Source organism: Marinomonas aquiplantarum, from assembly GCF_003314975.1.
GTDB lineage: Bacteria > Pseudomonadota > Gammaproteobacteria > Pseudomonadales > Marinomonadaceae > Marinomonas > Marinomonas aquiplantarum.
In genome coordinates this window covers 235,385-248,729 of record NZ_QNRF01000003.1, presented here as the reverse complement: position 1 = coordinate 248,729, position 13,345 = coordinate 235,385, and the positions used below count along the sequence as shown (strand labels likewise).

At 46.8% G+C, this 13,345-nt stretch carries 12 protein-coding genes; 4 read left to right on the top strand and 8 right to left on the bottom strand.

Annotated features, from left to right (window positions below; all coding sequences use genetic code 11):
* Positions 1 to 8: 8 nt before the first annotated feature.
* From DFP76_RS06940 to DFP76_RS06925, 4 genes are all read left to right on the top strand, one after another.
* Positions 9 to 935 (top strand): flagellar protein MotY, encoded by a 927-nt coding sequence (locus tag DFP76_RS06940; RefSeq protein WP_113873926.1) that lies wholly within the window; start codon positions 9 to 11, stop codon positions 933 to 935.
* 193 nt (positions 936 to 1,128) lie between these two features.
* Complete coding sequence (locus DFP76_RS06935; RefSeq protein ID WP_113873925.1) at positions 1,129 to 2,358, top strand: argininosuccinate synthase; 1,230 nt, start codon at positions 1,129 to 1,131, stop codon at positions 2,356 to 2,358.
* A 205-nt stretch (positions 2,359 to 2,563) separates the two neighbouring features.
* Positions 2,564 to 3,457, top strand: coding sequence for a ribokinase (locus tag DFP76_RS06930; RefSeq protein ID WP_113873924.1), 894 nt, complete (start codon positions 2,564 to 2,566; stop codon positions 3,455 to 3,457).
* A 22-nt stretch (positions 3,458 to 3,479) separates the two neighbouring features.
* Positions 3,480 to 4,421: a nucleoside hydrolase gene (locus DFP76_RS06925; protein WP_113873923.1), complete on the top strand. Its 942-nt coding sequence runs from the start codon at positions 3,480 to 3,482 to the stop codon at positions 4,419 to 4,421.
* Positions 4,422 to 4,539: 118 nt separating this feature from the next.
* Here the strand turns inward: DFP76_RS06925 and DFP76_RS06920 are convergent, their stop codons facing one another.
* The 8 genes from DFP76_RS06920 to rsxB all read right to left on the bottom strand — a co-directional run bounded on the left by DFP76_RS06920 (position 4,540) and on the right by rsxB (position 13,338).
* Positions 4,540 to 4,866: a hypothetical protein gene (locus DFP76_RS06920; RefSeq protein ID WP_063333032.1), complete on the bottom strand. Its 327-nt coding sequence runs from the start codon at positions 4,864 to 4,866 to the stop codon at positions 4,540 to 4,542.
* A 154-nt stretch (positions 4,867 to 5,020) separates the two neighbouring features.
* Positions 5,021 to 6,358 carry an omega-aminotransferase AptA gene (aptA, locus tag DFP76_RS06915; RefSeq protein ID WP_113873922.1) on the bottom strand — a complete coding sequence of 446 codons (1,338 nt, stop codon included), beginning with the start codon at positions 6,356 to 6,358 and terminating at the stop codon, positions 5,021 to 5,023.
* A gap of 151 nt (positions 6,359 to 6,509) precedes the next feature.
* Positions 6,510 to 7,145: an endonuclease III gene (gene nth, locus DFP76_RS06910; RefSeq protein ID WP_113873921.1), complete on the bottom strand. Its 636-nt coding sequence runs from the start codon at positions 7,143 to 7,145 to the stop codon at positions 6,510 to 6,512.
* A gap of 12 nt (positions 7,146 to 7,157) precedes the next feature.
* A complete protein-coding gene (locus tag DFP76_RS06905; RefSeq protein WP_245931902.1) occupies positions 7,158 to 7,952 on the bottom strand; it encodes an electron transport complex subunit E in 795 nt (264 codons plus the stop codon).
* A gap of 9 nt (positions 7,953 to 7,961) precedes the next feature.
* Positions 7,962 to 8,579 carry an electron transport complex subunit RsxG gene (gene rsxG / locus DFP76_RS06900; RefSeq protein ID WP_113873920.1) on the bottom strand — a complete coding sequence of 206 codons (618 nt, stop codon included), beginning with the start codon at positions 8,577 to 8,579 and terminating at the stop codon, positions 7,962 to 7,964.
* Complete coding sequence (gene rsxD, locus DFP76_RS06895; protein WP_113873919.1) at positions 8,579 to 9,637, bottom strand: electron transport complex subunit RsxD; 1,059 nt, start codon at positions 9,635 to 9,637, stop codon at positions 8,579 to 8,581. The genes rsxG and rsxD overlap by 1 nt, the downstream gene beginning before the upstream one ends.
* Complete coding sequence (rsxC, locus tag DFP76_RS06890) at positions 9,638 to 12,742, bottom strand: electron transport complex subunit RsxC (RefSeq protein WP_113873918.1); 3,105 nt, start codon at positions 12,740 to 12,742, stop codon at positions 9,638 to 9,640.
* A complete protein-coding gene (rsxB, locus tag DFP76_RS06885) occupies positions 12,742 to 13,338 on the bottom strand; it encodes an electron transport complex subunit RsxB (protein WP_113873917.1) in 597 nt (198 codons plus the stop codon). Before rsxB ends, rsxC begins: the two co-directional genes overlap by 1 nt.
* Positions 13,339 to 13,345 lie beyond the last annotated feature (7 nt).

Below are 13,345 nucleotides of genomic sequence, written 5' to 3'. Positions count from 1 at the left end.
AGGATTTGATGATAACACAACTGATTACGCTTGAACGAGATGTCTCAATGGGAATTGCCCAACAACTGCTAATTCGAACAACGTTTTTACTGACGGCTGGGTTAAGTTTTAACCAGGCCTATGCATTGACTCATTATCAGTCCGGAATTACCGATTCTGAATGGCTGTTATCTGGGGATATTTTCTCCTGTAGCTTGACACACCCAGTACCACACTATGGTGAAGGCCAGTTTATTAAAGAAGCGGGCGAGCCTATGAAGTTTGTGTTGCAGCCTAGAAATGAAAAACTCGGACCGGGTCAGGTGTACATTCTTTCTCAAGCGCCGGACTGGTCTCCTGGCAGCAAACCTGAAACTTTGGATATTTTACCTTACCCTGGATACGGTCTGACGGTGGAAGTGGGCGGTAAAGTAGCAGAACGCATGCTGACCAGTTTAGACCGTGGCCGTCACCCTGTGGTGGCTGGCAGAGCATGGGAAAACAGCAAAGAAACCGTTGAAGTGGGCTTGTCGAATATCAATTTCGCCCCCGCCTATAATGAATTTCGTCGCTGCTTAGCTACTTTATTACCGGTAAATTATGATCAAATTGCACGAACGGCTGCGCTGTTTCCTGTTAACGGTGTAAACCTAACGGACCGCATTAAAGCTCGTTTGGATTTGGTGGCCTTGTATGTGTCGTCTGATCCTAGTGTGGAATACATCTACATCGATGGTCATACCGATAACATAGGTTCTCGTCGAGATAACCGTGAACTGTCGAAAATTCGGGCGGAAAAAGTCACCGCGTATTTATTAGAAAAGGGCGTGGCCGCGGGGAAAATTATTTCTCGTTATCACGGTGAACGTTATCCATCGACCAGCAATAATGATGTGCAAGGTCGTGAGCGTAACCGACGGGTGACCATTCGTTTGGAAAAAAACGACATCAATTAGTCTGTCGCATAATTGTGTGCCTCGATTTCTCTTCTAAAAGCCTTATTTTCTCGCGAAATAAGGCTTTTTACTTGCTAAGCCAGTAGCGAAAATTTAAACTTACATCCCCTTTTTTTAAAATTATTTGCGCCGCCGTGTACTGGTTTAAAAGCATTGGCGTGGGAGCGCGAGCTCGTTGAGGAGAATAGAAATAATGTCTGACGTGAAGAAGGTAGTGCTTGCCTATTCAGGCGGCCTGGATACTTCCGTAATCGTGAAGTGGCTTCAAGAAGAGTATAACTGTGAAGTGGTGACCTTTACCGCTGACCTAGGACAGGGTGAAGAGGTTGAACCAGCTCGCGCGAAAGCTCAAGCGTTGGGTATTAAAGAAATCTACATCGAAGATTTGCGTGAAGAGTTTGTCCGCGACTTCGTATTCCCTATGTTCCGAGCGAACACTATTTATGAAGGCGAATACCTACTAGGTACGTCAATTGCTCGTCCTTTGATCGCTAAGCGTTTGATTGAGATTGCTAATGAAACGGGCGCTGATGCCATTTCTCACGGCGCGACAGGTAAAGGTAACGACCAAGTACGTTTCGAATTAGGCGCGTATGCCCTTAAACCAGGTGTGAAAGTCATTGCGCCTTGGCGTGAGTGGGACTTAACGTCTCGTGAAACTCTAATGGCATACTGTGAAAAACATCAGATTCCAGTGGACTTCTCTAACAAGAAGAAAAAATCTCCTTACTCTATGGATGCGAACTTACTTCACATCTCTTACGAAGGTGACATGCTGGAAGATCCTTGGGCGGAAGCAGAAGCGGACATGTGGCGTTGGTCTGTGTCTCCTGAAGAAGCACCAAATGAGCCGACTTATCTTGAAATCGGTTATGAAAAAGGCGACCCAGTTTCCATCAATGGTGAAGCTATGTCTCCAGCAACCATCTTGGCAACATTGAACAAGATTGGTGGCGAGAACGGTATTGGCCGTGTCGACATCGTTGAAAACCGTTTTGTTGGTATGAAAGCCCGTGGTTGTTACGAAACACCTGGTGGCACCATCATGATGAAAGCACACCGTGCGATTGAATCCATCACCCTAGACCGTGAAGCGGCACATTTGAAAGATGAAATGATGCCTCGTTACGCAAAAATCATTTACAACGGTTTCTGGTGGTCTGAAGAGCGTCGTATGATGCAAGCTTTGATCGACACATCTCAAGAGCACGTAAATGGCACTGTGCGTCTGAAATTGTACAAAGGCAACGTTGAAGTTGTTGGTCGTCAGTCTCCAAACAGCTTGTTCGATAGCTCTGTGGCGACATTCGAAGATGATGCCGGTGCTTACGACCAGAAAGACGCAGCAGGCTTCATTAAATTGAATGCATTGCGCATGCGTATTGCGGCACAAAAAGGCCGTGGCTTTCTAGATAAAAAATAAAGACTAATATTGTTTTATTAGTGTTTCTAAGAAACGCTCCTTCCAAATTGGATTGAGCGTTTTTTTATGTTTTGTCCAATCGGTCAAAATTTGCTAATTTATCCATTGATAACGCCGACGAGTGACTTTTTTTATCGTACACTCTTGGCTACGAATAAAAATGGGCCAAGTGTTTGGCTTTGTGTCACCCAGAAGGATGGGCAATATGACAATTTATAATGTTGGCTCGATTAATCTCGACCACCTCTATCAGTTAGACCATTTCGTTCGACCTGGTGAAACTATGGCCTCAGACCATTACCAGTGTTTGCTGGGAGGGAAGGGGGCGAATCAATCCGTTGCCTTAGCGAAAGCCGGTGCTGACGTTAAACACGTTGGAGCGATTCACCATAGCGATCAAAGTGTGGTGACACAACTGCAGTCTTTGGGTGTCGACACCAGTTTAATCCGACAAATTGATGTACCAACAGGGCACGCGATTATTCAGCTGACGAAAGAGGCGGAAAATTCGATCATTCTCTACCAAGGTGCAAACCATGCTTTAACGGAAGAGCAGGTGGATCAGGTATTGGAAAATGCTCAGCAGGGTGATTGGGTGTTGCTGCAAAATGAGACCAATCTCATTGAATATGTGATGCAGAAAGCGCAACAGCAAGGTGTAAAAGTGGCTTTTAACCCTGCGCCAATGGACGTAGCTCTGACCAAACAAGTACTTGGTTTGGTAGATTTATTAATCGTTAATGAAGTGGAGGCGATGGACTTAATTGGTACGCCTGACATCGACACGACCATTACGGCATTTCCAGACGCTTACCCTGATTTAGCGGTACTGATGACGTTAGGCAAAGCTGGTGTGTGTTATTTTAATGGTGAAGAGCGTATTCAAGTGGAGGCCTTTTCCGTGAAGGCGGTTGATACTACGGCTGCCGGTGATACTTTTATTGGTTTTTGTTTGTCGGCCATGATGCAAGGCCAAGGCATGGCTGAATCCATTCGACGTGCTTGTGCCGCTTCAGCAATATGTGTCACCCGTTTAGGGGCGGCTTCATCTATACCAACGCAGCAAGAAGTGACTGAATTTCTTGCTCAGCATGACTAGTTTAAAAAGAGGAACAGGCGATATGGCTCGTAAAATTATTATTGATACGGATCCAGGCATTGATGATGCTATGGCGATTTTCTTTGCTTTCCAAGCACCGCAATTAGAGGTACTTGGTCTGACCACAACCTTTGGTAATGTGTCGGTGGATTTGGCGACTCAAAATGCCATCACCTTAACGGAAATCGCCAAGGTTGATGTGCCTGTTGCTAAAGGGGTTGCGGTACCGAGTGTCATCGCCCCACGACCACACCCAGATTTCGTTCATGGTTCAGATGGGTTTGGTAATATCGATTGGCCTGCGCCAAAAGGTCAGGCTGTTGAGCAAAGTGCAGCGCAGTTTATTGTTGATGCCGTTCGCGCTAATCCAGGTGAAGTCACGATTGTGGCGCTTGGCCCGTTAGGGAATCTAGCGAAAGCGTTAGAGCTGGATCCAGAGGTAGCCAACCTAGTGGATGAAGTGGTGTTGATGGGCGGTACTGCGATCGAATACGGTAACGTTTCTCCTGTTGCTGAGGCGAACATTATGAATGATCCTCATGCGGCAGATAAAGTCTTCACTGCGCCTTGGCAAGTGACCATGATTGGCTTGGATGTTACTCACCAAGTCTTGCTAGACAACGGTGTACTTGAGCGTATTCGTGAAGCTAACCCAACTGAAGGTGGTTTCTTGTACGATTGTGCGCAGCATTACATCAATTTCTACAGCAGCCGATTCGATATGGACGGATGTTACTTCCATGATGCGTCAACCATTGCTTATCTTATGGACCCAAGCATCTTTGGTGTAGAACTTGGTGCAGTGCGTGTTGCGTGTGAAGGCATTGGTATTGGTCAAACTATCTTTGCGCCGGAAGGGATGACTTTCCCTGAGCCACATTGGGCAGACGTGCCAATGACACAGGTGTGCATGGAAGTGGACAGTGACAAGCTGCTGAAGCTCTTTGAAACGACATTATCTTAACGGAAACAATAGCGCTGATTAGCGTTCTGTTAAGACGTTGAACAAACCACAAAGGCGTTGGTCTTTGTGGTTTTTTTATGGGTTTTCTATGAAGGAATAATCAGCGCTGTTTGGTGTGTTACTCGTGCGCTTCAACAAAGTCTTTAATAAAGGCCACATCTTTGTCTGAAATGGTGTGGTATTTGAGTTTAATGTAATGCTTGTTGTGCTCGTTGAAAATGTCGAGGTCTGGGTCACACAAAACCTTAATCAGTTTGCGCTCTCCTTCGTGCATGGCTTTAAGTTCCAATTTGACCATTTTGGAACCTTCTAGTCCTGTTGGCGCTTCCACTTCAATCATCTTGGTTGATATGTGGGTGCAGTGAATTGGCATCACTTTGCCATTAGTAAGATACAAAGACCCCGTCCAAAAGCAGCGGACATAAGGGGATTGGGTAATAGACATGGGCCATTCCTTTCCTATCTATGGGATGTCGCCGGTGGCGTTATTGATAACAGTATAGTGCATGTTATTTTGGGAAGGAAGGAAGTGAAATCAATAGATTGAATGAAAAGTTCGAAATTCAATCTATTGATTTTTACTGCTGATTTCAGCGAATTTAGCTGAATTTCTTGATACTTTCCCCTAGCGCGTCAATTAGACTACTCATTTCAGTTTCCTCCGTTGTGAACGGCGGAGCCAATTGAATGGTGTCACCACCATAACGTACATAATAGCCTTTATCCCACATGGACATGGCAATTTGGAAAGGCCGTTTCGCCGCTTCTCCGTCAACGGCGGCTAAGCTAATACCAGCGGCAAAACCATAGTTACGAATGTCTGTAATGGCATCGCTTGCGCCTTTTAAAGAGTGAACGTAGTTTTCCCATATTGGGCTCATCTGCTTGACTCTTTCAATCAGCCCCTGAGAACGAATGGTTTCTAACGATGCTAAACCCGCCGCACAGGCAATAGGGTGAGCTGAATAGGTATAGCCGTGGGGAATCTCTAGCATGTAATCTGCACCACCTGTGTCCATAAAGGTGTCGTAAATTTCTTGTTTAAATACCGCGGCGCCCATTGGAATCACACCATTGGTTACTTGTTTTGCCATGGTAATAATGTCAGGCGTTACCCCAAAGGCTTCGGAGCCAGATTGTGCTCCCATACGGCCAAATGCTGTGATGACTTCATCAAAGATCAACAGGATATTGTGTTGATCACAAATCTCTCTCAAGCGTTGTAGGTAGCCTTTTGGTGGTACGATGACACCAGCTGAGCCAGACATAGGCTCAACAATAACGGCTGCGATATTAGAGGCATCGTGCATGGCAATCATGTTTAGTAAGTCTTCTGCGCGCTCTTTGCCTGTGTCTGCCATGCCTTTGCTAAACTCTGTGCCCGGTACTTGGGTATGAGGCAAATGATAGGCTTCTAGGCCTTGTCCATATAAAACTCGGTTCGCAGGAATGCCGCCGACACTGAAACCAGAAATCCCCGCACCGTGATAACCCTTAGCGCGACCAATGAACTTAGTCTTGGTACCCATGCCTTTTTTGCGCCAATATGCTCGTGCTACTTTGAGTGCGGTATCCACGGACTCAGAGCCTGACCCTGTGAAGAATACGCGGTTTAAACCAGCTGGCATGAATTCAGTAATTTTCTCTGCCAACTGGAAAGACTTTTCGTGACCAAATTGGAAGGCGGGGGAATAATCTAGGGTTTTAACTTGATTGGCTACGGCTTCGTTGATGGCGGGGACGCTGTGCCCTAGACCACAGGTCCAAAGGCCTGATAAGCCATCAAAGATCTGGCGGCCGTCCGCATCGGTGTAATAGTGACCTGACGCCGCCGTGATAATACGAGGATCTTTCTTAAATTGACGGTTGCCTGTGTAGGCCATCCAATGGGCATCAAGTTGAGCTTGAGTTAAGTTGGTATTAGCGATATGGCTCATAGCATCCTCATTATCATGGGTAAAAACATGACATTGAGGATGCCTTGAAGGAAAGGTTAGATAAATCTCAGGTTAGTTAAATTTAGTTTAGCTTTTATTTAACTAAATGGTGTTGGTTAATTGAGTGCTCGCGATAGCGAAAAGATAAGGGTTAATCGGACGTTTTTTCTTTAAATTCACACAAATCTTCAATGATGCAGGCACCACATTTGGGTTTGCGAGCAACGCAGATGTAGCGACCATGAAGAATCATCCAGTGATGAGCGTCCAGTAGAAATTCTTTTGGTACGAATTTTAATAATTTCATCTCTACTTCTAAGACGTTTTTTCCAGGTGCTACTTTTGTGCGATTACTGAAGCGGAAGATGTGTGTGTCCACGGCCATAGCAATTTGTCGAAAAGCGGTGTTCAAAACCACATTTGCTGTTTTTCGACCAACCCCCGGAAGTGCTTCAAGTGCTTCACGGGTTTCGGGGACTTGGCTGTTGTGTTGTTCGACTAAAATTTGGCAAGTTTTAATGGCGTTTTCGGCTTTGGCATTAAATAGGCCAATGGTTTTAATGTACTCTTTTAACCCTTCTACACCTAAGGCCAGCATGGTTTCAGGTGTGTTAGCGACAGGAAAAAGCTTACGGGTAGCTTTATTGACGCTGACGTCCGTCGCTTGTGCGGAGAACAGTACTGCAATGAGCAGTTCAAACGGCGAACTGTATTCCAGTTCGGTTACTGGGTTTGGGTTTTCTGCTCGTAATCGGGAAAAAATTTCATAGCGTTTGGCTTTATTCATTTGTGAACAACCTTAACCTGCTTGTCCAGTCACACGTACACGCTTTGATTCCGCAGGACCGGCTTCGGCTTTCGCAGCGGCAATGCGTTTTTTCTCTTTTTCATCAAAGTAGTTCTTGCCAGCAATCAGTAAGCCCAATCCAATAAAGGCGCCTGGCGGCAAAATGGCAAACAAGACATTTGGGTAATTCTGGAAAACCGTGAGTTTCCAGTGCAGCGCCATGTCGCCAAATAATAAATGCATATCCGAGAAGAGGGTGCCTTGACCAATCAATTCACGCATGGCTCCCAAGGCCACCAATATGACCATGAAGCCCAAGCCCATCATTAAGCCATCAATCGCCGACGGTAAAATAGGATTACGGCTGGCAAAGGCGTCAGCTCGGCCTAGAATCGCGCAGTTGGTTACAATCAGAGGGATAAAGATGCCAAGGATCTGATACAGCTCATAAGTATAAGCCTGCATGATAAGTTCGATGGAGGTGGTGAAAGAAGCAATGATCATCACGAAAGCTGGTAAACGAACCGCTTCAGAGACATAGTTACGGATAATAGACACCGCGATGTTGGAACCGACTAACACCACCAGTGTTGCTAGGCCAAGTCCTAACGCGTTAACAACCGTACTAGTGACCGCCAACATGGGACACAAGCCAAGTAACTGTACTAAGGCTGGGTTGTTCTTCCAGATGCCGTTGTAGATGATCTCGGCATAATTAGCGGTTGGCTTTGCCTCAGCTGAATCTGTGCTTTGTGAACTAGGGTCTTGTACGTCGTCAGCGACGGCGGTTTGTGCGCTCATTTTCATCGTCATTCACTAACGCGCCAACAGCGCGTCCTTGTTTTGATCAAAGTACAAAAGGGTGTTTTTGACCGCTCGAACCACGGCTCTTGGTGTAATGGTCGCACCAGTAAATTGGTCAAAGTCACCACCGTCTTTCTTCACCGCCCAGCCGGATAGCTGTGGGTTGCTTAAGGATTTATTGGCAAAACTAAGGATCCAGTCGGATTTTTTCAAGTCTACTTTATCACCTAAGCCAGGTGTTTCTTTGTGACTGATGACACGACTTCCGGTTACGACGCCATCACGGTTAATCGCTACCAGCATATCCAAATTACCATTGTAACCACGAGTGGCGGTGGTTTCGAAGATGATGCCAGTGACGTCACCGTCTTTACGAGCAATGTGTATCTTAGTGCCTGTTTCACTGCCTAACAAAGGATCAACTGGTAAAATGGCAGTGTCCTTGGTGAGGTCGTTGTCGTAAAAGTCAGCAGGCAAAATTTCATTAAAAGCCGAAATCTGAGCTTCAAGAATGTTGTCCTTGATCGTGTGATCTGTCAGCTGGTGCGTCACGGCAATCAAGCCTGCCGTTAAGACAGCGTATATGCCTAAGCCAAGACTGTTGCGTCGAATCGAAGAAAGGATGTCCACTATTTATCCTCCCCGAATTTTAGGCCTTTTTTGGCTTTGCTATGACCATAACTACGTGGCTGGGTGTAGTAATCAATGAGTGGCGCAGCAAAGTTCATCAAGAGTACGCCAAATGCCACACCATCAGGGTAACCACCCCAAGTACGAATAATGTAAATGAGAATGCCAATGCCTAAACCGTAGATCAGCTTGCCACGATTACTGGTACAAGAGGACACTGGGTCGGTGGCAATAAAGAAGGCACCAAACATGGCTGCACCTGTTGCTAGGTGAAACACTGGCGAAGCGAAGAGGCTTGGATCGATGACATAAAACACGCCAGACATCAGTAGCAAACCTGATAAGAACGCCACTGGCGTGTGCCAAGTAATGATGCGCAACCAGAGTAGCCCTAAACCGCCGATGAGGTAAGCAAGGTTGATCCACAGCCAAGCGTTTACACTGGCTGCTTGTAAGGCTGGGATGGTATTAAAAGCGGCGTCACTGTCGAGTAAATCTTTGTGCTTAAAGCCGTCTAATGGGGTCGCCATAGTATAACCATCAATGCTGGGTAAATGATGGAAGATGGCTTGCAGACTTTGCAAGAAAGACAGGGTTTCACCTGAAGTGGTTAGGCTGGTGTGACCAAGCCATTGGCTCATGGGTACAGGGAAGGACACTAATACAATGGCATAGCCAACCATAGCTGGGTTGAATGGGTTATTGCCCAGACCTCCGTACAATTGTTTGGCGAAAATAATGGCAAAACCAACCGCAGTGACTGTGACCCACCAAGGCACGACAGGAGGGAGGGCAACGCCCAGCAATACAGCCGTTAATAAGGCGCTGTAGTCTTTTAGAAAGAAAGCCACAGAGCGTTTACGGATCAACAGAATCAGCGCTTCGCTGGCCAAAGCGGTTAAACAAGCAATGACAACATTGATTAGGGTGCCAAAGCCAAATAACCAAGTCTGCACTAGGATGCCTGGCACAGTTGCCAAGATCACCATTTGCATCACCCAAGAAGTGCGATGACCGGCACGTTGCGCATGGGGAGATGATATTCTCAATAATGCCATTTATTGACTCTCTTGCTGTTTCATCAGTTGCTCAAGCAAATGTTCTGCTTGCGCTTGCTTGTCTTTAAGTTGCGCGATTTCTAGCTGCACCTGCTCGGCATTGTCTGGTTCTACGCCAAGTTTTTTCGCCAATTTGTTGGCTTGGGCTTTAGCGAGTGCAACGGCAATTTTTTGTTGCTTAATTTGCTCAGCCAAACTAGCTTGAGGGGCTTCGTCATTCGCTCGTTCGGCATTCGATGGCTCAGCGTTTGCCGGTTGCGGTGCTTCATTCGACTCCAGTTGAGCCAGTTTCTGCTGAGCTTCAAGCAATTTTTGCGGCCACTCGGAAGCTTGGATCTCTTCCTCGCTCTTACCTTGCTCTTTTAACAGGACAAGGTTTTTTTCGGCTTTTTTAATACCCGCTTTGGCGATGGCAAGGTCGATCTTACGTTTTTTATCATCGTCCGCCTTCGTTGGTGCGGCTGGCTGTGCTTGAGTTGCCGTCGATGTTTCTTTCGACGAGGTGTCTTCCGCTGCTGTCGCTGTTTCTAATAGTGCCAATTTTTGCTGTGCTTCAATGAGTTTTTGCGGCCATTCGGAAGCTTGAATCTCTTCCTCGCTCTTACCTTGCTCTTTTAATAGGGCAATGTTCTTTTCGGCTTTTTTGATGCCCGCTTTGGCGATGGCAAGGTCCACTTTGCGCTTTTTATCTTCGTCTGCTGTGCCGACATTGTTTTCAGCCGATTTGGGTGTGGCTGTGGCCTGTTGTGCATTTGGGTTGGCCAGAGCGTTCTCCAATTCAGTAGCTCTTTGCTGAGCGTCTTTGAATTGCTGACGTAAGGTGTCTAGCTCAGGCGCTTGCAGCTCTTCGGCTTTTTTCAAGGCCTTTTCCACTTTCTTCACAGCTGCTTTGGCAATGGCTGCGTCAATTTTGAGTTTTTTCAGCTCATCGTTGTTGGCCGTCGTTCCATCATTGGCTGGTTTGGTTGGCGCTGTATCAATTGTTTGCGCTTGATCTAATTTGGCTTGAGCCGCTTTTTGCTGCGCTTCCAAGTCTGCCACTTTTTGTTTCAAGTCTGCGTCATCAGGTGCTTCAGCTAGCTGCTTTTGTGCTTTTTTCAGCTTCACGCCAGCGAGCGCTAGATCTACTTTGGCTTTTTTCAATTCATCGCTGTTAGTGTTTGCTGCTGCTTTTGGCGTCGTCTGAGCGGGTGCGGCACTTGTTGCTTGATCCAATTTGGCTTGAGCGGCTTTTTGCTGTGCTTCCAAGTCTGCGACTTTTTGTTTCAAGTCCGCATCGTCTGGTGTTTCGTCCAGTTGCTTTTGGGCTTTTTTCAGCTTCACGCCCACCAGAGCAAGATCCACTTTGGCCTTTTTCAACTCATCGCCGGCGCTGTCTTGTTTAGCCGGTGTTGGTTTAGCAACCGGTGCAGCCTCTGCAAATTTGGCCATTTGTGCTTCCAAGTCTTTCACTTGGTTAGCTTGGTCTGTCACTTGTAATTGTAAGCTGTTGATTTCTTCTACATGCTCGTTTTCTTGTGCGCTTAGTAATTGCTTTTCCAACTTCTTCAATTTGGTTTTGGCAATGGCCAGATCCACTTTGAGCTTTTTGGCTTCGTCGTTTGTCGCAGGTGCCGCACTGGCAGCCGCTTTTGGTGCGACTTTGTTAGCGTCTTTTGCTGGTGCCGGTTTTTGGCGTGCCAGACGTTTCGCTTCTTTCTCAGCCGCTTCCGCTTCTTGACGAGCTTTACGCGCTTCAAAACGTTGCTTAGCCAGATCGGCTTTCACAGCGGATTCACGAGCTTCACGAATGGTGCTCTTAGAGTGACGATAATACTGCACTAATGGGATGCTACTGGGGCAAACATAAGAGCAAGCGCCACATTCTATGCAATCAAATAAATTATGGTGTTCGGCTTTTTCGTGTTCTTGGCTTTTGCTAAACCAAAGCAATTGCTGTGGTAACAAGCTAACAGGGCAGGCTTGTTCACACATGCCACAACGAATGCAGGCCTGCTCTGGCGCTGGAGGCGGCAACTCTTCTTTGGTCGCAGCCAAAATACAGTTACTGGTCTTCACAACGGGGACTTGGGTAGAGTCTAGAGTGAAGCCCATCATAGGGCCGCCCATCACTAAGCGATGCAATTTGTTGTCTTGTGATTCGGCGTATTCCAATAGGTGAGACACAGGTGTGCCTAGTAACACTTCCACATTCTGTGGTGCATTCAGAGCGTCGCCTGTTAATGTGGTAAAACGAGAAATCAGGGGTTTACCAAGATAAATAGCGTCGTGTACGGCGACACAGGTGCCCACGTTCTGGCACAAAATGCCGATGTCGGCTGGGTGTTGACCACTAGGAACTTCTTTACCAGTAAGCAGTTGGATTAACTGTTTTTCACCACCTGACGGATACTTGGTTGGCACCACCGCCACTTTGATGGTGCTGTTGCGTTCAGCCAATAAGTCGTTCAGTAATTTAATGGCAGTGGGTTTGTTGTCTTCAATGCCGATCACTACTTGGCTGGCATTAACTAGGTGTTGTAACACTTCGATACCAAGGATCAATTCCAAGGTTTTTTCACGGATCAGCATATCGTCTGCTGTAATGTATGGTTCACATTCTGCAGCATTGATGATGAAGTGAGTCAAAGGGGATTTGTTGGCACCTTGCAGTTTGACTTGTGTAGGGAAGCCTGCGCCGCCCATGCCGACAATGCCCATTTCTGATAAGTAAGCCAACACGTCAGTGCGGTTTTGGGTTTGCCAATCGACCAAAGGTTCTAGGGCTTGCCATTCTTCCAAACCATCTGGTTGTAAAATGACACACAGATCGCTTAAACCTGATGGATGAGCAATCAGACGTTCTTCAATGGCACTGATGGTGCCCGATGTCGGCGCGTGTAAAAAACTGCTTAAGAAGCCATTGTTCATGGCAAGGGCTTGGCCTTTTAATACCCTGTCACCGGCTTTCACCATAGGTCGTGAACTCTGACCAATGTGTTGACCCAACGGCAAGATTAATTCGTTTGGTAGACTTGGACGTCCCAAAGGCAGCTGCAGTGATTGAGCCTTGTTTTCTGGTGGATGAATGCCCCCATGAAAAGAAAAAATATCAAACGTCTGCATTAGTGCGCGGCCTCCGTCTGACGATCTGTCGCAATAATATTCAACGAGGTGCTGGCCACGCCTTGAGGTTTATCCCAAGACCAAGTTTTGGTGTTTACGCCCACTTCTACCATATCAATACAATCTACCGGACAAGGTTCGACGCACAGATCGCAGCCTGTACATTCATCTGAAATCACTGTGTGCATTTGCTTTGCTGCACCCAAAATGGCGTCAACAGGGCAAGCTTGAATGCATTTTGTACAGCCTATGCATTCGTCTTCTCGAATGACGGCCACGCGTTTGGCACTTTCTGTGCCGTGATCACCGTCTAGAGGAATAGCTTCTACGTCGAGTAGGTCGGCCAGAGCTTGAATCGTTGCTTGACCACCCGGTGGACAGTGGTTGATGGCTTCACCATTGGAGATGGCTTCTGCGTATGGTCGACAGCCTGGGTGACCACATTGGCCACACTGAGTTTGAGGTAACAAAGCATCGATTTGATCAACAATAGGATCGCCTTCCACATGGAAGCGTACATTGGCATAACCTAAGATACCGCCGAAGACTAACGCTAATAAAACTAGGATGCCGATGGCCAATAATACAGTTGTCATGGTTTGG

What these genes read in the sequence shown, in the direction of transcription:
- rsxB (WP_113873917.1), bottom strand. Translation starts at nt 13,338, where the DNA reads ATGACAACTGTATTATTGGCCATCGGCATCCTAGTTTTATTAGCGTTA.
- rsxD (WP_113873919.1), bottom strand. Translation starts at nt 9,637, where the DNA reads ATGGCATTATTGAGAATATCATCTCCCCATGCGCAACGTGCCGGTCAT.
- DFP76_RS06920 (WP_063333032.1), bottom strand. Translation starts at nt 4,866, where the DNA reads ATGTCTATTACCCAATCCCCTTATGTCCGCTGCTTTTGGACGGGGTCT.
- DFP76_RS06905 (WP_245931902.1), bottom strand. Translation starts at nt 7,952, where the DNA reads ATGAAAATGAGCGCACAAACCGCCGTCGCTGACGACGTACAAGACCCT.
- DFP76_RS06940 (WP_113873926.1), top strand. Translation starts at nt 9, where the DNA reads ATGATAACACAACTGATTACGCTTGAACGAGATGTCTCAATGGGAATT.
- DFP76_RS06935 (WP_113873925.1), top strand. Translation starts at nt 1,129, where the DNA reads ATGTCTGACGTGAAGAAGGTAGTGCTTGCCTATTCAGGCGGCCTGGAT.
- DFP76_RS06930 (WP_113873924.1), top strand. Translation starts at nt 2,564, where the DNA reads ATGACAATTTATAATGTTGGCTCGATTAATCTCGACCACCTCTATCAG.
- aptA (WP_113873922.1), bottom strand. Translation starts at nt 6,358, where the DNA reads ATGAGCCATATCGCTAATACCAACTTAACTCAAGCTCAACTTGATGCC.
- rsxC (WP_113873918.1), bottom strand. Translation starts at nt 12,742, where the DNA reads ATGCAGACGTTTGATATTTTTTCTTTTCATGGGGGCATTCATCCACCA.
- DFP76_RS06925 (WP_113873923.1), top strand. Translation starts at nt 3,480, where the DNA reads ATGGCTCGTAAAATTATTATTGATACGGATCCAGGCATTGATGATGCT.
- nth (WP_113873921.1), bottom strand. Translation starts at nt 7,145, where the DNA reads ATGAATAAAGCCAAACGCTATGAAATTTTTTCCCGATTACGAGCAGAA.